Raw genomic sequence first — 15,914 nt, 5'->3', positions numbered from 1 at the left:
TTACTCGTCGTCGAATTCTTCGGCGAGGTCTTTCCAGCCTTTGCCGGCGGCGAAGGTGTTGAATTCGTCCGGCGCTTCCAGCACCAGCAGTTTGCTTTCCTGCAGCACGGAATCGCCGGCGGTCAGGGCCGGGCCCTTGTAGCCGACGGTGCGCAGTTGCGCTACCACGGCGTCGATCAGCGATTTGTCCTTGTGCAGGCCGCTGATCGAAGCAGAAAAGTCCACATACACGTCGATCGCGCCGTAACCTTCGTCGAAGATACGGATCGCCTTGGCGTCGTGGGCACGGCCGGAGCCGTCGGAGGCCTTGAAGGGGCCGCTGAGTTGGATGTCGGTGTCTTTGTTCATAGCGATTAGCATACACCAAAACAGCAAAACGCCAAGGCTACGCCCGTGCTAACCCAGCTTTGGCAGGGCCATGCCGCGCTGTACCGCAGGGCGCTCGGCCATCAGCGCCATCCAGCGTTGCAGGTGGGGTTTGCTGGCCAGCTTGTCGCCCAGCGCAGGCTTCAGCATCAGGGTCAGGCCAAAGGTCCACGGATAGCTGGCGATGTCGGCGATGCTGTAGTCTTCGCCGGCCAGGTAGGTGTGCTGGGCCAGCTGACGGTCCATCACGCCCAGCAGGCGGTCCGCTTCGTCGATGAAGCGCTGGCTGGCCAGCGCCGATTTCTCTTTCGAAAACACCTCGAAGAAGCCGACCTGGCCCAGGATCGGGCCGAGGCCGCCGATCTGCCAGTTCAGCCATTCCAGCACCTTGTAGCGCGCCGCGCCGGCGGCCGGCAGCAGCTTGCCGGTTTTCTCCGCCAGATAGGTCAGGATGGCGCCGCTTTCAAACACGCTGACGGTCTGGCCGCCGGCGTCGGTGTCGACGATGGCGGGGATCTTGTTGTTGGGGGAAATCGCCAGGAATTCGGGCTTCAGCTGTTCGCCCTGAGTGATGTTGACGGCCTTGATGTCATAGGGGATGCCGAGCTCTTCCAGCATGATGGAAATCTTGCGGCCGTTCGGGGTGGTCCAGGTGTGCAGCGTAATCATCGCGTTCCTTGTGTGTAAAGTGCCTGCACTGTAGGCCTTTCAAGGAGCGAGATAAAGCGGCAAAAGCTGACTACGGTGTTTCGATATCCTGAACAATGGCTAGCGCGAGACGGTATTGCGCCCCTTGTGCTTGGCCCGGTACAAGGCCTGGTCGGCCTGTTGGTAGATGTCTTCCTGGGTCAGCTTCGCGTCCGGCGCGATGAAGGCCAGCCCCAGCGACAGCGTCACGTGGCCGCATGGCTGGTTGCCCTGGTGCGGGATCAGGCGCGCCTCCAGGTCGGCGCGGATCTGCTCGGCCAGCGCCTGGCTCTCGTCGGCGCTGTTGCTGGCGAACAGGCAGGCGAACTCGTCGCCGCCGATGCGGAAGCTCAGGTCGCCCGGACGGCTCAGCGCCTGGCGCATGGCGTCGGCCACCGCCTTCAGCACCTGGTCGCCTTGCGGATGGCCGTAGCTGTCGTTGTATTCCTTGAAGCGGTCGACGTCGATCAGCAGCAGAGTCAGCAGACGCTGGTCGCGGTGGGCGCGCTTTTGTTCTTCGTTGAAGCGGATGTTGAAGTAACGCCGGTTCTTCAGCCCGGTCAGCTCGTCGGTCACGCTGTCGGCCTGCGCGGATTTGGCTTCCGTGATGTCGGTGGAGACGGCGCAGGTGGCGTAGACCTGGCCGTCGTTATCGAACAGCGGGAACTTCACCGTCATGTAGGTGTGCAGCGTCTTGTCGCGGTGGTAGACCGATTCTTCTTCCTGGATGGGGCGCCGTTCCAGCGCGGCCGTGCGGTCGTTGCGCCACAGCTGTTCGGCTATCTCGCGCGGAAACAGTTCGAAGACATTGGAACCGACGAAGGTGGCAGGATTGTAGCCGTCGAGGATGTCGAAATGGCGGTTGGCCATCGTGACGGTGCCTTGCAAATCCTTAGTGGAGATCAGGACCGGCGCATTGTCGAGCAGGGCGTGGAAAATGCGGTCAGACACACGCAGCTCGTCTAGCTCGGTGCGCGGTGGAGGCTGGGTATCGGTCCGATCGGGCATGAGACAAGTATAACCCGATGGCGAGCCGGCACAATTCACCGGCCCCCTCCAGGATGATAATTACTTCAATGGTTGCAGAATTGCATCAAGGCGGTCCGGCGTGCCCTCGATGCGTTCCAGGCGCGGATACTTCAGGCCGTCGTGGTAGTCGAGCGCATAGGTCTGGTACAAACCGCCTTTTTTGACCAGCAAGTTGATAGGCTCTTTGCCGGTCTTGGCGGCCGTGACGGCGGCGCGCAGCACCTCGGCCTTGTAGGCGCGGCCGTTGACGGCCAGCAGCGTGCTGCCGCCCGACAGGCCGGCCTTGAAGCCCACGCCTTCCCACTGGAAGCCTTCCAGCTTGCCTTCCGCGCCGACCGAGAAGCCCAGCGAGTATTGGAAGTTGGCCGATTTGTTTTGTTCTTCCTGGGCTTTGAGGAAGTCGGTCGGCTTGTCGGTGTAGACCAGTTTCCAGCCGGCGCGCGCCAGGCCGTCGAGTGGCGCGCCGGGGCCGTGGCCGTCCAGGCGGGTGCGCAGGAAGCTGGCCCAGTCGTAAGGCTGGATCGCGTTGAGCGCCTTCACCACGTCGTCGAAGGTGTAGTGCTTGGCCACGTTGACGCCGTCGTCGACGCCGAAGAAGTTGCGGGCGAAGTCGTTGAGTGAGCGTTTGTCGCCGGACTTTTCGCGTATCAGCGTGTCGGCGTCCAGCCAGATCAGTTCGCCTTCCGAGTAGTAGTCCTCGGCGCGCTGCCAGTTGTTCCAGCCTTGCGGACGGCGGGCGTTGACGATCGGATCGTTGGTGGTGTCCTGCACCGCGCGCCATTCGCGCCCCTTGGTGTTGTCGTAGCGGGCGGCGGTGGCGGCCAGCAGGTCGCGCGTGTGCTCTTGCTTGATCAGGCCGGAACGGGCGGCGATCACCGCGCCCCAGTACTGGGTCTGGCCTTCGTACACCCATAGCAGCGTGTTCTGCAGCGGCGTGTTGAAGTTGGGGACGTTCTGGTCGGCCGGGCGGCGGAACTTGCCGTTCCACGAGTGGGTGAATTCATGCGGCAGCAGTTCGCGCCGGGCCTCCTGCTTGGCCCACTCGGCGAAGTAGCCCAGCTTGACGCCGTTCTCGCTCGACTGGTGATGCTCGCGGCCGATGCCGCCGAACTCGTCGCTGATGGCGAACAGGAAATCGTAGTGCTGGTAGTGCTGCGAGTTGAACAGCTTGTAGGCCTGTTGCACCATGGCGCGGTGCGGGGCGATCTGTTCCGGCGTCGCTTCCAGCTGCTCGGCCGAGTCGGCCACGACGTTCAGGTGCACCGGCACTTTCGCGCCCGGATCGAGGTCGATGCGGCGGAAGTAGCGGCCGGCGAACAGCGGCGAATCCATCATCGCTTCCAGGTCCAGCGGCTTGAAGGCGATCTCGTCGCCGTTGCGCGCGGCGGTCTCCAGCGCGGTGCCGTACTGCCAGCCGGCCGGCACCGTCAGGTTGGGCTGCATGGTGATGCGGCGGCTGTTGTACCCGGCCGGGTACAGGGTCAGCGATTGCCATTGCACGCCGACGATGTCGTTGGTGATCGTGGTGCGGCCCTGGTTGGCCTCGGTCGGCGACAGGTACTGGAATTCCACGTCCACCGACGACGCATCCTTCGGCACCTCGATGTGGAAGGCGTAGACGTTGACCGTGTCGCGCTTCCAGTCCAGCGGCTTGCCGTTGGCGCTGACCTTGAGGCCGGCGAACTGGTTCAGCGCGCCGCTGGGGCCGTGGTTGGCCGGTATCCACTGCGGATAAAGCAGGGTCAGCTTGCCCGGCTTGGCGGGGATGCTTTCGCGCACGCGGAAGATTTGCTGCGCCGTGTTGGTGGCGTCCACTTTCAAGACGATGGTGCCTGGGTAAGGCTGTTCGGAGATGGCTTCTGCCTGGGCGCTGAAGGCGGTAGCCAGCAGGACGGCGAGGGCGGCACGGGACATGGACATGTGGTCGATAACGAGGTTGGACAGGAAGGCGAGTGTAGCACGCAGGCAACTTGCAAATCTGGCAAAAAAACTGACAAAAGCGTGGCGCGGTGCAGCGAAAATATTTTGAAAAATTTTGCGGCTCTGGGGATCTTGTGGCCGTTTTTCAAGGCCTTGAAAGGCCGGAAAACCATCCTATATCGGACTCAGTGGTTGCCCAGATGGGGGCCACCGAGGGGAATCTTCCCCGCCCATATCGCTTAACTTGAAAAGGATATTCACCATGCGTACTTTTGACCTGACCCCACTGTATCGTTCCGCCATCGGCTTTGATCGTCTGGCACAAATGCTGAACGACGCCCAGCGCGGCGATGCCACCCCAAGCTACCCACCGTACAACATCGAACTGGTGTCGGACGACCAATACCGCATCGTGATGGCGCTGGCCGGCTTCGACCGTTCGGAAATCGACATCACCTTCGAACGCGATTCGCTGCACATCGTCGGCCGCAAACAGAAGGACGCCACCGAGCGCACCTATCTGCACCGCGGCATTGCCGCCCGCGATTTCGAGCAGCGCTTCCAGCTGGCCAACCACGTCAAAGTGACCGGCGCCAGCTTCGACAACGGCATGCTGAATATCGAGTTGGTGCGCGAAGTGCCTGAAGCGCTCAAGCCACGCAAGATCGTCATCGACGGCAGCGACAACGTCACCGCCCTGGAGCAGCGCCAGGCCGCCTGATCCATCGTAGCTGAGTAGTCCCGACTGGCCGGTATATCCGGCCAGTTTTGCGTAAACCAGCGTTGGTTGTAAGCAATTGTATAGTTAAGACGGGTCTAAGTTTTTACCCTCATATTGGATACATCTACAAACCTCAGTCAATTCAGGAGTGCAGCTATGTCCGAATCTACTCTCAAACGTGCAGCCCTCGCCGTGGCAGTGCTGGGCGTGATAGGCGTCGGCGGCGCCGTCGCCGTCAAACAAGGCAATGCCGTTGCCGCCGCCCCCGCCGCAGTTGCCCTGCAAGCCGCAGCACCGGCCCAGGCCGCCGCGCCGGCCGCCGTCCCTGCGCCGCTGATGACGCTGCCCGACTTCAGCGTCATCGCCGCCCACAACGGCCCGGCGGTGGTCAACATCAGCGTCACCGGCAGTACCAAGACCTCCTACGACGGCGCCGAACAGGCCGGCCGTGGCGATCCCTTCGCCGACGATCCGTTCTACGAATTCTTCCGCCGCTTCCAGGGCCCGCAGCAGCGTGGCGGCCAGCGCAGCGTGCCGACCCACGGCCTGGGCTCCGGCTTCATCATCAGCGCCGACGGCATCATCCTGACCAACGCCCACGTGGTGCGCGACGCCAGCGAAGTGGTGGTCAAGCTGACCGACCGTCGCGAGTTCCGCGCCAAGGTGCTGGGCTCCGATCCCAAAAGCGACGTCGCCGTGCTGAAGATCGACGCCAAGAATCTGCCGGTGGTGCCGCTGGCCAAGGGCAACGACCTGAAAGTGGGCGAATGGGTGCTGGCGATCGGTTCGCCATACGGCCTCGACAACACCGTCACCGCCGGCGTGGTCAGCGCCAAGGGCCGTTCGCTGCCGGACGGGAACGTGCCCTTCATCCAGACCGACGTCGCCGTCAACCCCGGCAACTCGGGCGGCCCGCTGTTCAACACGCGCGGCGAAGTGGTCGGCATCAACTCGCAGATCTACAGCCAGACCGGCGGCTACCAGGGCCTGTCGTTCGCGATTCCGATCGATGTCGCCGGCAAGATCAAGGACCAGATCGTCTCGACCGGCAAGGTCACCCACGCCAAGCTGGGCGTGACGGTGCAGGAGATCAACCAGGGCTTCGCCGATTCCTTCAACCTGGCCACGCCGGAAGGCGCGCTGGTGTCCAACGTCGAGAAGGGCGGCCCTGGCGACAAGGCCGGCCTGAAGGCGGGCGACGTGATCCGCACCCTCAACGGCGCCAAGATCATCAGCTCGGGCGATTTGCCGGCCATCGTCGGCCTGGCCACGCCAGGTGATAAAGTGACGATGGAAGTCTGGCGCCAGGGCAAGCCGGTACAATTGAGCGCCACGCTGGGCAACGCCAACGACAAGGTTGCCGCGGCCGAGGGGGAACGCACCGACCAGGCCAGCGCCAAGCTGAAGCTGGGCTTGTCGCTGCGTCCGCTGGAAAGCATGGAGAAGCGCCAGTCCGGCATCGCCAACGGCCTGCTGATCGAGGATGCGCGCGGCGCTGCGGCCGATGCCGGCGTGCAGCCGGGCGATGTGCTGCTGTCGGTGAACGGCCGTCCGGTCAACTCGATCGACCAGGTGCGCGAGGTGGTTGGCAAGTCCGGCAAGTCGGTGGCATTGCTGATACAGCGCGGCGACGATAAAATCTTCATACCGGTGCGACTCGGATAAGTCGGATCGGCAGAACGCAACACAAAAATAGAAAGGAAACAATATGCGACTTCTGCTGGTGGAAGACGATACGATGATCGGCGAGGTGGTGCTCGACCTGCTGAGGGCCGAGCACTACGCGGTCGACTGGGTCAAGGATGGCGCGATGGCCGACACCGCGCTGCAAACCCAGACCTACGATCTGGTGCTGCTGGACCTGGGCCTGCCGCGCAAGGACGGCCTTGAAGTGCTGCGTTCGATGCGCGCGCGCAAGGAACTGACCCCGGTGCTGGTGGCCACCGCGCGCGACGCCAAGGAACAGCGCATCGCCGGCCTCGACGCCGGCGCCGACGATTACGTGCTCAAACCCTACGACCTCGACGAACTGCTGGCGCGCATCCGCGCCTTGCTGCGCCGTTCGGCCGGCCGCGCCGAGCCGATCTTCGAACATGGCGGCGTCAGTGTCAATCCGCAAACCCGTGAAGTGCTGGCCGACGGCAAGGCAGTCAGCCTGTCGGCGCGCGAATGGGCGGTGCTGGAGGCGCTGATCGCGCGGCCCGGCATCGTGCTGTCGCGGCACCAGCTGGAAGAAAAGCTGTACAGCTGGAAGGATGAAGTCAACAGCAACGCGGTCGAAGTCTACATCCACGGCCTGCGCAAGAAGCTCGGTGCGGAACTGATCCAAAACGTGCGCGGCCTAGGATACATGGTACCGAAATTATGAAGGTGAAGATGCCGTCGATGCCGCGGGTGCCCGTGGTAACGCACTCGCTGCGCGGGCGCTTGTTGTGGTTCCTGCTGGCCGCCATCACCATGGCGGCCATCGCGCAGGCAATGATCGCCTACCGCAGCGCGCTCAGCGACGCCGACCAGATCTTCGACTATCACATGCAGCAGATGGCGATGTCGCTGCGTTCCAGCGCCACGCTGACCAACAAGGCCGCCGACACGGCGGCCGATCCCGAGAATGACGACCTGGTGGTGCAGGTGTGGACGCCGGACGGCGCGCAAGTGTTCCGTTCGCTGTCGCGCGCGGCGCTGCCGCAGCGGGCGGTGCTGGGCTTCTCCAACGTCAAGGCCAACAACACCACCTACCGCATCTTCTCGGTACAGACCAGCAACCAGACCGTGCAGGTGGCGCAGGACATGGCCGTGCGCCAGCGCATGGCCGGCACGCTGGCGCTGCGCACGGTCGGCCCGATCGCCGTCATGGCGCCGGTGCTGATGCTGGTGGTGTGGTGGGTGGTCAGCGGTTCGCTGGCGCCGGTGTCGCGCGTCAAGCGGCAGGTGGCGGCGCGCCAGGCGGACGATCTGTCGCCGGTCTCCGAAAACGATTTGCCCGATGAAGTGTTGCCCCTGGTGCACGAGCTGAACCTGCTGTTCGGCCGTGTGCGCACCGCCTTCGACGCCCAGCAGCACTTCGTCGCCGACGCCGCGCACGAACTGCGCTCGCCGCTGGCCGCGCTCAAGTTGCAGGTGCTGAGCCTGGAACGCGCGCAGGACGAGGCCGCGCGCAGCGTCGCCATCGGCCGCGTCACGGCCGGCATCGAACGCGCCACGCGGCTGGTGGAACAGTTGCTGGTGTTGGCGCGGCAGGAAGGCTCGGTCAACGACGTCAAGCTGGAACCGGTCAACCTCACCGAGCTGGTCAAGCGCTCGCTGGGCGACATGGCCGGGCTGGCGCAGGCGCGCCAGATCGACCTCGGCCTGGAACACGCGGACGAGGCCTCGGTGGACGGCCAGCCCGATGCGCTGATCATCCTGCTGCGCAACCTGATCGACAACGCCACCAAGTACACGCCGGCCGGCGGCACCGTCGATATCGACCTGCGCCGTAGCGCCGGCGCCACAAAAGCCGCGCCGGGGCGGGTCGTCCTCACGGTCGAGGATTCCGGTCCCGGCATCCCGCTGGAAGAGCGCGAGCGGGTGTTCGGCCGCTTCTACCGCGTGCCGGGCAGCCAGGCCGGCGGCAGCGGGCTGGGGCTGGCGATCATCAAGTCGATCGCCGAACGCCACGGCGCCGCGCTGACGCTGGGCGAGTCCGAGCGCCTGGGCGGGTTGCTGATCAAACTCGATTTTCCTGAGACTGCAAGGGCCGCTCCAGTCTAAAATGCTACTTTGACATGGCGTTGGAGTGGCGTATGAAGAAAATCGGCTTTTCGGGCACCCTGGACCCGATCACCAACGGTCACATGTGGGTGATGAACGAAGCCCGTTCGCTGGCGGACGAGGTGGTGGTCTTCCTGTCTGAAAATCCGGCCAAGAAGCCCAAGTTCTCGGCCGAGGAGCGCAAGAGCATCATCGCCCTCAGCTGCGCCGAGCAGGGCTGGGACAATGTGCAGGTGGTCATCGTCAAGGGCGACTACACGGCGCGCGCCGCCAAGAAGCAGGGCGTGCACTGCCTGATACGCGGCATCCGCACCACCGCCGATTTCGACTACGAAAACCTGATCCAGCAAACCAACGTCGACGTGCTACAGGGCGCCAAGACCATCTTCGTCATGCCGCCGCGCGACCTCGGTTCGGTCAGCTCCAGCTTCGTCAAGGCGCTGGAAGGGCCGATCGGCTGGAACTGGATCATGAAGAAGTTCGTGCCCGGTCCGGCCTACCACGCCTGGGTGCTGAGCTGGCTGCGCAAGGAATGGGAAACCTTGTGGGACTACGAGCACCGCGACGCCACCGCCATCGCCCACGCCGACCAGTGGTTCGTGCAGCTGACCGGGGCCACGGCCTACGGCGGCCCGGCGCGCCACTATCACAACCTCGACCACCTGGTGCACGGCCTGTGCGAGATCCGCGTGTGGGCCGCCAACACCCGTCCCGATCCGGCCGACGTCGACATCGTCAAGCAAGCCTTCTGGTTCCATGACGCTGAGTACGGCCACAGCGGCGAGCCGGGCGCGCTGACCAACGAGGAAGCCAGCGCCCAGCTCTGGCTGGGTAGCCACCTGGGGCAGGAGATGGGCGACGCGGCCGAACTGATACGCGCCACCGACCATTTCCAGGAAGCCTCGATCAGCCATCGCCTGAAGGACACGCTGCTCAGCGTCGACCTGGCCATCCTCGGGCAGGACGACGAGGTCTACCAGAACTATGCGCGCGCCATCCGCCAGGAGTACATCCACCTGCCGGACGCCAAGTATCGCGAACAGCGCGGCGGTGCGCTGGCCCATCTGTGCCGCAAGGCCGACGCCGGCCAGCTGTTCGGCAACGACTACTTTGCCGACCAGTACAACGAGCGCGCCATAGACAATATGCAGCGGGAGATGGAGCGGCTGGCGGTGAAGTGAAGGATGTCGCGCTGAACCAGGCTTAGTGCGGCGGCAGTTCGACTTGCTCCTTGCGTGCGGCGATCTCGGCGCCCAGCGCGTCGAGGTCGAGCTTGGCCTTGCGGGCCTTGGGGAACATCTCGGTCTCTTCTTCCTGGACGTGGTGGTCGATCAGCTCGGACAGCACCTTGACCTTGGCATCGTACAGATCGTCGGTGGATTCCATCGCAATGATCTGTGCGATCAGGTCCTTGGCCGAGGCGTGCTCGACGACGGCCTCGTCGAGCATGTCGTCATCCTTGGTGGCGGCGCGCACGGCGGGGTAGAAGATTTCCTCTTCGGCCGTGGCGTGCTTGGTCAGTTCTGTGCAGATCTGCAGCGCCAGTTTCTGTTTGCTGGCATGCGCGCGGTCGCCCAACTCTTCGTACTGTTCGAACAGCGACTTAACGTGCTCATGGTCTTCCGTCAGCAGCGTGATCGCATCCTGAACATCGGTCTCGGTCGGGATAGGCTTGGGGATTTTGTCCTGCGGGCGGGCGGTGGTTCTCATGTCGGCTCCTTGCGTTGCGAATGATTGGGGGATGCTGCTTACCCAGTCTAGGAGCGCGGCCAATAGCGGTCTGTGCGTTGTTCAACGTTGCCGTTGTTGTCGCTGGCTCTGTATTGCAAGCACAAACACCGTGTCGATGTCGGCAAAGTACCTGTAAATCGCGACATAGCCATGTCTTCGCTTACCCACCAGTAGTTCACGTTTGCCATCGCGGGCGGCATGGCCGATCAACGGGGTAAATTTCAGAACATCGATTGACTGCTGAATTTCCTGAATTCTGGCGGAGGCGTTAGGCGTCTTGTTTTGAACTAGAAAATCCAGAATACGATCAAGATCGTCAATCGCCTGGGGCATCAGTTCCAGGTGCGCCATGATCAGGGGATGAATTTTTTAGGCGTTGGCCGTGGAGGGGTTTCACCGGCAGCTCGACGCGCCAGGTAGTTGCTGACTTCTGCCCAGGAAACGGATTCTTTGTTCTTCAGGAATTTTTCGAACCGTGCGTCTGCGATTGTGTGGATTCTTTCTTTTTCGGTCAACAGGGCTATCCTCTCCGCTATGGACTCCAGAATAAAATCTTGCGCCTTGATCGTATCGTTGTCTGTGATTGCATTGAGACTCCGACTAAGTGCGATTGGCAATTCAATGGTGAGTTTTGGCATGGCATCCTCCCACAGTGAGAAATAATTCTAGCACTGCGGGGATGTGGGACTTGCGGTGTGATCAATGAAACGTCAGAAGCGATTCCAGTTGTTGTGGCGGTGCTCGGCGGCTTCCTTGAGCAGGTAGCCGGCGCGGCGTTCGTCTTTGGGACTGAGGGCGTCGCCTAGTTGTACCGTCATCGCCAGCTCCTGGATCGCCGGTGGGTATTCGTGCTCGGCGGCTTCTTCCAGCAGGTGGCGGGCCTGGGCGCTGTCCGGCGCGACGCCGCGGCCTTCGCGATAGATGTAGGAGAGCAGGAACATCGCGTGTGGATTGCCCAGCCCGCTGGCGATGTTCAGCCAGTGCGCGGCTTGCACATCGTCGCGCGCGACGCCGTCGCCGTTTTTGTAGAGCATGCCCAGCATCAGCGCCGCCCGCGCGTGATTCTGTCTGGCCGCCATGGCGTACCACGGCGCTGCTGCAGCCGGCGCAGCTGGCACGCCGGCCACGCCCACGCGCAACATCTCGCCCAGCTGGTAGGCGGCATCGACGTCGCCGCCGCGCGCGGCTTGCTCGAACAGCTTCAGCGATTCCGCCCGTTGCTCAGGGCGGGTTTGATACAGCAACGCCAGCTCGCGCTGCGCCACCGGCATATTCTGCGCCGACCACGACATCAGCTTGCGCTCGGCGCTGGCGTCAGCCTGCTGCATGGCTTTCATGCCCACCGTCTCGATTTGCGCCGAGTTCGGCTTTTCCTGTTGCAGCTGGCAGCCGAACAGAAATACGCCGATCAACAGACTAATCAACGCCACGCCGGGATAATTTTTAACTTGCATGATCAGAACCTCACGATAAGCGGAGCCGGCGTCACCGGCCCCGCACACCCCGCTCGAATTACTTGCTCAGATCCACCGAGTACTTGGCGAAGCCGCTGGCATCCTGCGCGCCTTCGGCCGTCACGGCGGTGATGCCGCTGCTCTTCGCCAATGCCAGGTGGCCAGGCGCCGAACGCAGGATCACCGGACCGGCGGTCGCCACCTTGACGAAGCTCCAGCTGCGCGCGCTGCCATTGCCGGCCAGCGTGACCTTGCCGCTGGCCGCGCCTTGCGCCGTCAGGTAGTTGCTGACCACGGTCTGGTTGGCGTCCGGCGACTTGATGATGGTCTTGCTGCCGTCGATGCCAGGCACGGCGCCACCGCCGCCCGCGCGGTAGTCGTTGGTGGCGACGATGAAGTCGTCACCGGCGGCCACGGCCTTGCCCAGGTAGGTCAGGTTGACGATGCGGCTGCCGACCGGCTTGGTCACGTCGATCTGGTAGGTCAGCGCGTTGTTCTCGGCATAGAACACGTCGTAGTTGTAGATCGTGCCATACGACGGCACCAGGTCCTGCTCGGTGGTCTTGGTTGGATCGATCTGGCCGAACTGCTTGGCCGCCGTTTCCAGCCAGGCCTTCAGGTCGGAACCCTTGATCTTCACTGCCTGCAGGTTGTTGTTGCTGTACAGGTAGAGGTCGCCCGGATTGCGCACTTGCAGGCCGATCGGCGCGGCGGCGCTGGCGCCCGGCGCGACGTCGGTGAAGTCGGAAGGACCGTTGCGGCCGGCCTTGAACGGCGCGCTGCACGAGATCACCGGAATGTTCTTGTAGCTGGCGATGGTGGCGTCGGTGCTGGCGGCGATGAATTTCTTCACGTAGTCCAGCTGCGCCTGGTTGACCAGCTGGATCGCGCTGACGTCGCCGACCAGCGAGAAGTAGGCCGACATTTCAAAGTCGGTGGTCACGCCCAGCGGCTGCTTGGCGTAGGCGATGGTGGCGGCGTGCTCGGTGGCGACGATCGGCGCGATGGCTGGATCGGCCTTGACGTTGGTGACGCCGTCGGTGTACTTGAAGCCGCGCGATTCCACGCTGGTCTTATCCTGCTGCACCACCCACTTGCCGCCGGTGAAGACCAGCGTCATCTTGATGATGCCCAGACGGCGGCCCCAGCTTTGCGCCATCACGGTCGGCACGCCGTTGACGAAGCCGTTGACGGCGTCGATCTTGGCGCTGGCCGGGAAGGCGGCGAACGATGGATCCAGCGCGGCGGCGCCGGTCTCTTTGCCTTTCGGGAAGATCAGGTGCGAGTGGCCGATCAGCAGCGCGTCGATGCCGGTGCTGGTCAGGTGATAGCTGCCGTTTTCCATTTTCGGGCTGTAGGCGCTTGGGTCCAGGCCGCCATGCGACAGCGCCACCACCAGGTCGGCGCCCTTGCTGCGCATCTCAGGCACGTACTGCTTGGCCGCTTCCTGCACGCCGGTCACGGCAACCTTGCCAGCCAGGTTCTTCTGGTCCCAGTCCAGGATCTGCGGCGGCACGAAGCTCATGATGCCGATGTTGAGCTTGACGTCCACCTTGCTGCCGTCCAGCTTGGTGGCGGTGAAGGTGCGCGGCAGCAGCGTGTACGGCTGCACGATCGGCTTGTTGCTGGCCACGCCGGTGACGTTGGTCAGCACCAGCGGGAAGGCCGGGGCGCCGCAGGTGCCGGCCGGCTTGCTCACGCCTGGAATGCCGAAGTCGGTATTGGTGATCTGGCTCAGCAGCGGCAGGCCGTAGTTGAATTCGTGGTTGCCGAAGCCGCCGCCGTCGTACTTCATGGCGTTCATGACTTTGTGCACGGCCATGGTGTCGGTGCAGGCGATCGGCTTGGTGACGGCTTGCATATCGCCCAGCAGGGTGCCCTGGATCACGTCGCCGTCGTCCAGCAGCAGGTTGTTCGGGTTTTCCGCGCGCGCCGCGCTGACCAGGGTCGAGGTGCGTTCCAGGCCCAGGCTGGTGTCTTCCGCCAGTGAGTAGTAGTTGTAGCTCATCACATTGGCATGGATGTCGGTGGTTTCCATCAGCGCCAGCGTGACGGTCGTGCCTTCCGCGATCGCCGGTGGTGGCGTGTAATCGCCGCCGCATCCAACCAGACCCGCTGCCGTCAACGCAGCCAACATCACCAGATTTGTTTTCATTGCACCCTCAAATTAAGAAATTTCAAGGTGGCGACTTTACCCAACGTACATGACATGGGCGTGACAAAACACAAACAATTGCTTGGCGAGCCGTGGCGCGATTTAACAGGGGTTTGTCGTGATTTCGCGATACCGTCGGGGCGTCGGTCGCTATTCTGGCAAGTCGTGCTGCGGCCACAAACCGCCGGTGCGCGCAGAGATGCATCATCCTTCGACCAGACACCCACGGAGAGAAGGTAGGCAAAACCCCAAAGATGGACTACAACAGCGGCTCTGACGGCAGCGCTTATCGGGCGCTGCCGGCAACGGCGGGTCTATCCTAATATGCCCACAGCGGCCCGGTCTTGCCGTTGACGGCGCCCCCTTCAAACACGACGAACACGCGGCGGCCGTAGAAGAAGGGCAATCCCCAATCAAAATAATTGCCGGCGTTGGTGCTGCTGCCCACCGTGCCGCCCACCTGCGCCGCCGAGATGGTCGACGCCAGTTGCACCAGGTTGGCGACGTTGAAGTTCACCACGCCGCTGGCGCTGCCGTCGGCTGCCGCGTTGGTGGCGCTGAGCGAGAGCGTCGCAGCCGGGCAATAGAAATCCCCGCCCGAACAGGTGCGTATCGTGCTGTCGCTGAAGAAGTAGCCGTTGGAGCCGCTGTCGATGAAGCTGGCGCTGTAGGTCTTGCCCTTGTAGGTGGTGCTGAAGTCGCCGCTGCTGTTGGTCTTGTACAGCGTCTCGCCGGCGATGGTGTTGTTGCTCTGGGTGTTGACGCCGAAGATCAGCGTGCCGCTGACCGAAGTCAGGCCGGCCGTGCCGACGCTGGGCAGCAGCACCAGCACGCCGTTGTTGTTGACCGCGAACGAGGCCACCGGATTGCTGACCTGCGACGCCAGCGCCATGCTGCTGGCGGTGCAGCCGTTGCTGGTGCAGGCATAGTAGTAGCCGCTGACCGCCGATCTGGCGCAGTTGTCGCCGCAGTCCTGCTTGAACAGGCCGACGCCGAGCACGCCCTTGGCGCCCAACGCCGCCAGCGTGCCGAGGTTGTTGCCGGCGCTGCTGCAACTGGACGGCGTGGCCGCGTAATTGGCGCCGCTGTCGGCGATCACCTGGATCGAAATGCCAGCCGCCTTCTCGTCCGCTATCCTGACGTCGGCCTGGCGCACCGCGCCCCAGGTGTAGCCGCTGATGAACTTGCCGCATTCGCCGGCGTCGGCGCCGGACGGCGTCTTCACGGCCGGCAGGTTCAGCGCCGCATCGAGCGGGGCCAGCAGGCGCAGGCCGTAGGAGCCGGTGTCGAGCAGCACGTGGTCGATGGTCTGGCAGGTGGTGGTGCCGGGCTGGCACACCGTCACGCTGACGTACGGAATATTGATCGAGCCGTTGATGCCGGTGGGGCCGCTGTCGACCACGATGGCGGTGCTGTTGCTGAGCGGCGCAGTCACGCTGAGCGCGGCGCTGGCGTTGACGTTGCCGCCGTCGCCGGTGCACGACAGGGTGTAGACAAAATTGCCCGCCGCATTGGGCACGACGCTGATCGAGCCCGAGGTGGCCCTGGCGCCGCTCCAGGCGCCGCTGGCGGTGCAGCTGCTGGCGTTGGCCGACGACCAGCTCAGCACTGAAGTCTGCGCGGTGGTGATGCTGGCCGGCGCCAGCGTCAGGTTGACGGTGGGCGAGGGCGGCGGCGTGCTGACGACGACGCTGGTGGTCTTGCTGACGCCGCTACAGGTGATGGTGTAGAAAGCGGTGCCGGCCGCGCCGGCCGTGACGGTCTGCGAGCCGCTGTTGTCCAGCGCGCCGCTCCACGCGCCCGAGGCGGTGCAGCCGGTCGAGCTGGGATTGCTGACGCTCCAGCTCAGCGTGATGACCTGGCCGACGGTGGTGGCGGTCGGCGTGGCGCTGATGCTGACCACCGGCGTGACGGCGGCGGCGGCCTGGGTGGTCGTGGTGGTGGCAGCGGTGCTGCCGCCACCGCCGCAGGCGCTGAGGATCAGCGCGAACATGAGGCTGGCGACGTAGATGAACCAGGTCGAACTGGACGCGGCCAGCAAGGCCGCGCCGGCGCTATGCAGCAGCCGGCCGGTGGGGAGGAAGCGGACCATGCGCGT

General features: G+C 63.9%; 15 protein-coding genes. 5 read left to right on the top strand and 10 right to left on the bottom strand.

Features of this window, described 5'->3' with window-relative positions; all coding sequences use genetic code 11:
• From D0T21_RS14470 to D0T21_RS14455, 4 genes are all read right to left on the bottom strand, one after another.
• Window positions 1–348: a hypothetical protein gene (locus D0T21_RS14470; protein WP_116990312.1), complete on the bottom strand. Its 348-nt coding sequence runs from the start codon at window positions 346–348 to the stop codon at window positions 1–3.
• A 48-nt stretch (window positions 349–396) separates the two neighbouring features.
• Window positions 397–1,035, bottom strand: a complete 639-nt coding sequence (locus tag D0T21_RS14465; protein WP_116990311.1) for a glutathione S-transferase family protein — start codon at window positions 1,033–1,035, stop codon at window positions 397–399.
• Between the two features lie 99 nt (window positions 1,036–1,134).
• On the bottom strand, window positions 1,135–2,004 hold the full coding sequence (locus D0T21_RS14460; RefSeq protein ID WP_229211479.1) for a sensor domain-containing diguanylate cyclase: 870 nt from the start codon (window positions 2,002–2,004) through the stop codon (window positions 1,135–1,137).
• 117 nt (window positions 2,005–2,121) lie between these two features.
• Window positions 2,122–4,002 (bottom strand): M61 family metallopeptidase, encoded by a 1,881-nt coding sequence (locus tag D0T21_RS14455; protein WP_116990309.1) that lies wholly within the window; start codon window positions 4,000–4,002, stop codon window positions 2,122–2,124.
• 262 nt (window positions 4,003–4,264) lie between these two features.
• Here D0T21_RS14455 and D0T21_RS14450 point away from each other — a divergent pair, with 262 nt between their 5' ends.
• From D0T21_RS14450 to coaD, 5 genes are all read left to right on the top strand, one after another.
• Entirely contained in the window at window positions 4,265–4,723 is a 459-nt protein-coding gene (locus tag D0T21_RS14450; RefSeq protein ID WP_116990308.1) for an Hsp20 family protein, read from the top strand.
• A gap of 156 nt (window positions 4,724–4,879) precedes the next feature.
• On the top strand, window positions 4,880–6,388 hold the full coding sequence (locus tag D0T21_RS14445) for a Do family serine endopeptidase (RefSeq protein ID WP_116990307.1): 1,509 nt from the start codon (window positions 4,880–4,882) through the stop codon (window positions 6,386–6,388).
• 43 nt (window positions 6,389–6,431) lie between these two features.
• Entirely contained in the window at window positions 6,432–7,091 is a 660-nt protein-coding gene (locus D0T21_RS14440; protein WP_020701705.1) for a response regulator transcription factor, read from the top strand.
• Between the two features lie 8 nt (window positions 7,092–7,099).
• Window positions 7,100–8,476: an ATP-binding protein gene (locus D0T21_RS14435; protein ID WP_229211478.1), complete on the top strand. Its 1,377-nt coding sequence runs from the start codon at window positions 7,100–7,102 to the stop codon at window positions 8,474–8,476.
• 32 nt (window positions 8,477–8,508) lie between these two features.
• Complete coding sequence (gene coaD / locus D0T21_RS14430) at window positions 8,509–9,657, top strand: pantetheine-phosphate adenylyltransferase (RefSeq protein ID WP_116990305.1); 1,149 nt, start codon at window positions 8,509–8,511, stop codon at window positions 9,655–9,657.
• Window positions 9,658–9,679: 22 nt separating this feature from the next.
• Here coaD and D0T21_RS14425 read toward each other — a convergent pair whose 3' ends face one another.
• From D0T21_RS14425 to D0T21_RS14405, 6 genes are all read right to left on the bottom strand, one after another.
• Window positions 9,680–10,186, bottom strand: a complete 507-nt coding sequence (locus D0T21_RS14425; RefSeq protein ID WP_116990304.1) for a hemerythrin domain-containing protein — start codon at window positions 10,184–10,186, stop codon at window positions 9,680–9,682.
• Between the two features lie 81 nt (window positions 10,187–10,267).
• A complete protein-coding gene (locus D0T21_RS14420) occupies window positions 10,268–10,558 on the bottom strand; it encodes a type II toxin-antitoxin system RelE/ParE family toxin (protein ID WP_116990303.1) in 291 nt (96 codons plus the stop codon).
• Window positions 10,559–10,560: 2 nt separating this feature from the next.
• A complete protein-coding gene (locus tag D0T21_RS31705; RefSeq protein ID WP_116990302.1) occupies window positions 10,561–10,845 on the bottom strand; it encodes a hypothetical protein in 285 nt (94 codons plus the stop codon).
• A 72-nt stretch (window positions 10,846–10,917) separates the two neighbouring features.
• A complete protein-coding gene (locus D0T21_RS14415) occupies window positions 10,918–11,661 on the bottom strand; it encodes a tetratricopeptide repeat protein (protein ID WP_116990301.1) in 744 nt (247 codons plus the stop codon).
• A 58-nt stretch (window positions 11,662–11,719) separates the two neighbouring features.
• On the bottom strand, window positions 11,720–13,816 hold the full coding sequence (locus tag D0T21_RS14410) for a bifunctional 2',3'-cyclic-nucleotide 2'-phosphodiesterase/3'-nucleotidase (RefSeq protein ID WP_116990300.1): 2,097 nt from the start codon (window positions 13,814–13,816) through the stop codon (window positions 11,720–11,722).
• 319 nt (window positions 13,817–14,135) lie between these two features.
• Window positions 14,136–15,908: a DUF3443 domain-containing protein gene (locus tag D0T21_RS14405; RefSeq protein ID WP_116990299.1), complete on the bottom strand. Its 1,773-nt coding sequence runs from the start codon at window positions 15,906–15,908 to the stop codon at window positions 14,136–14,138.
• Window positions 15,909–15,914: the final 6 nt, after the last annotated feature.

It is taken from the genome of Duganella sp. BJB476 (genome assembly GCF_003416895.1).
Classification (GTDB): Bacteria; Pseudomonadota; Gammaproteobacteria; order Burkholderiales; family Burkholderiaceae_D; genus Rugamonas.
This window is presented reverse-complemented; position numbering and strand designations above follow the sequence as displayed.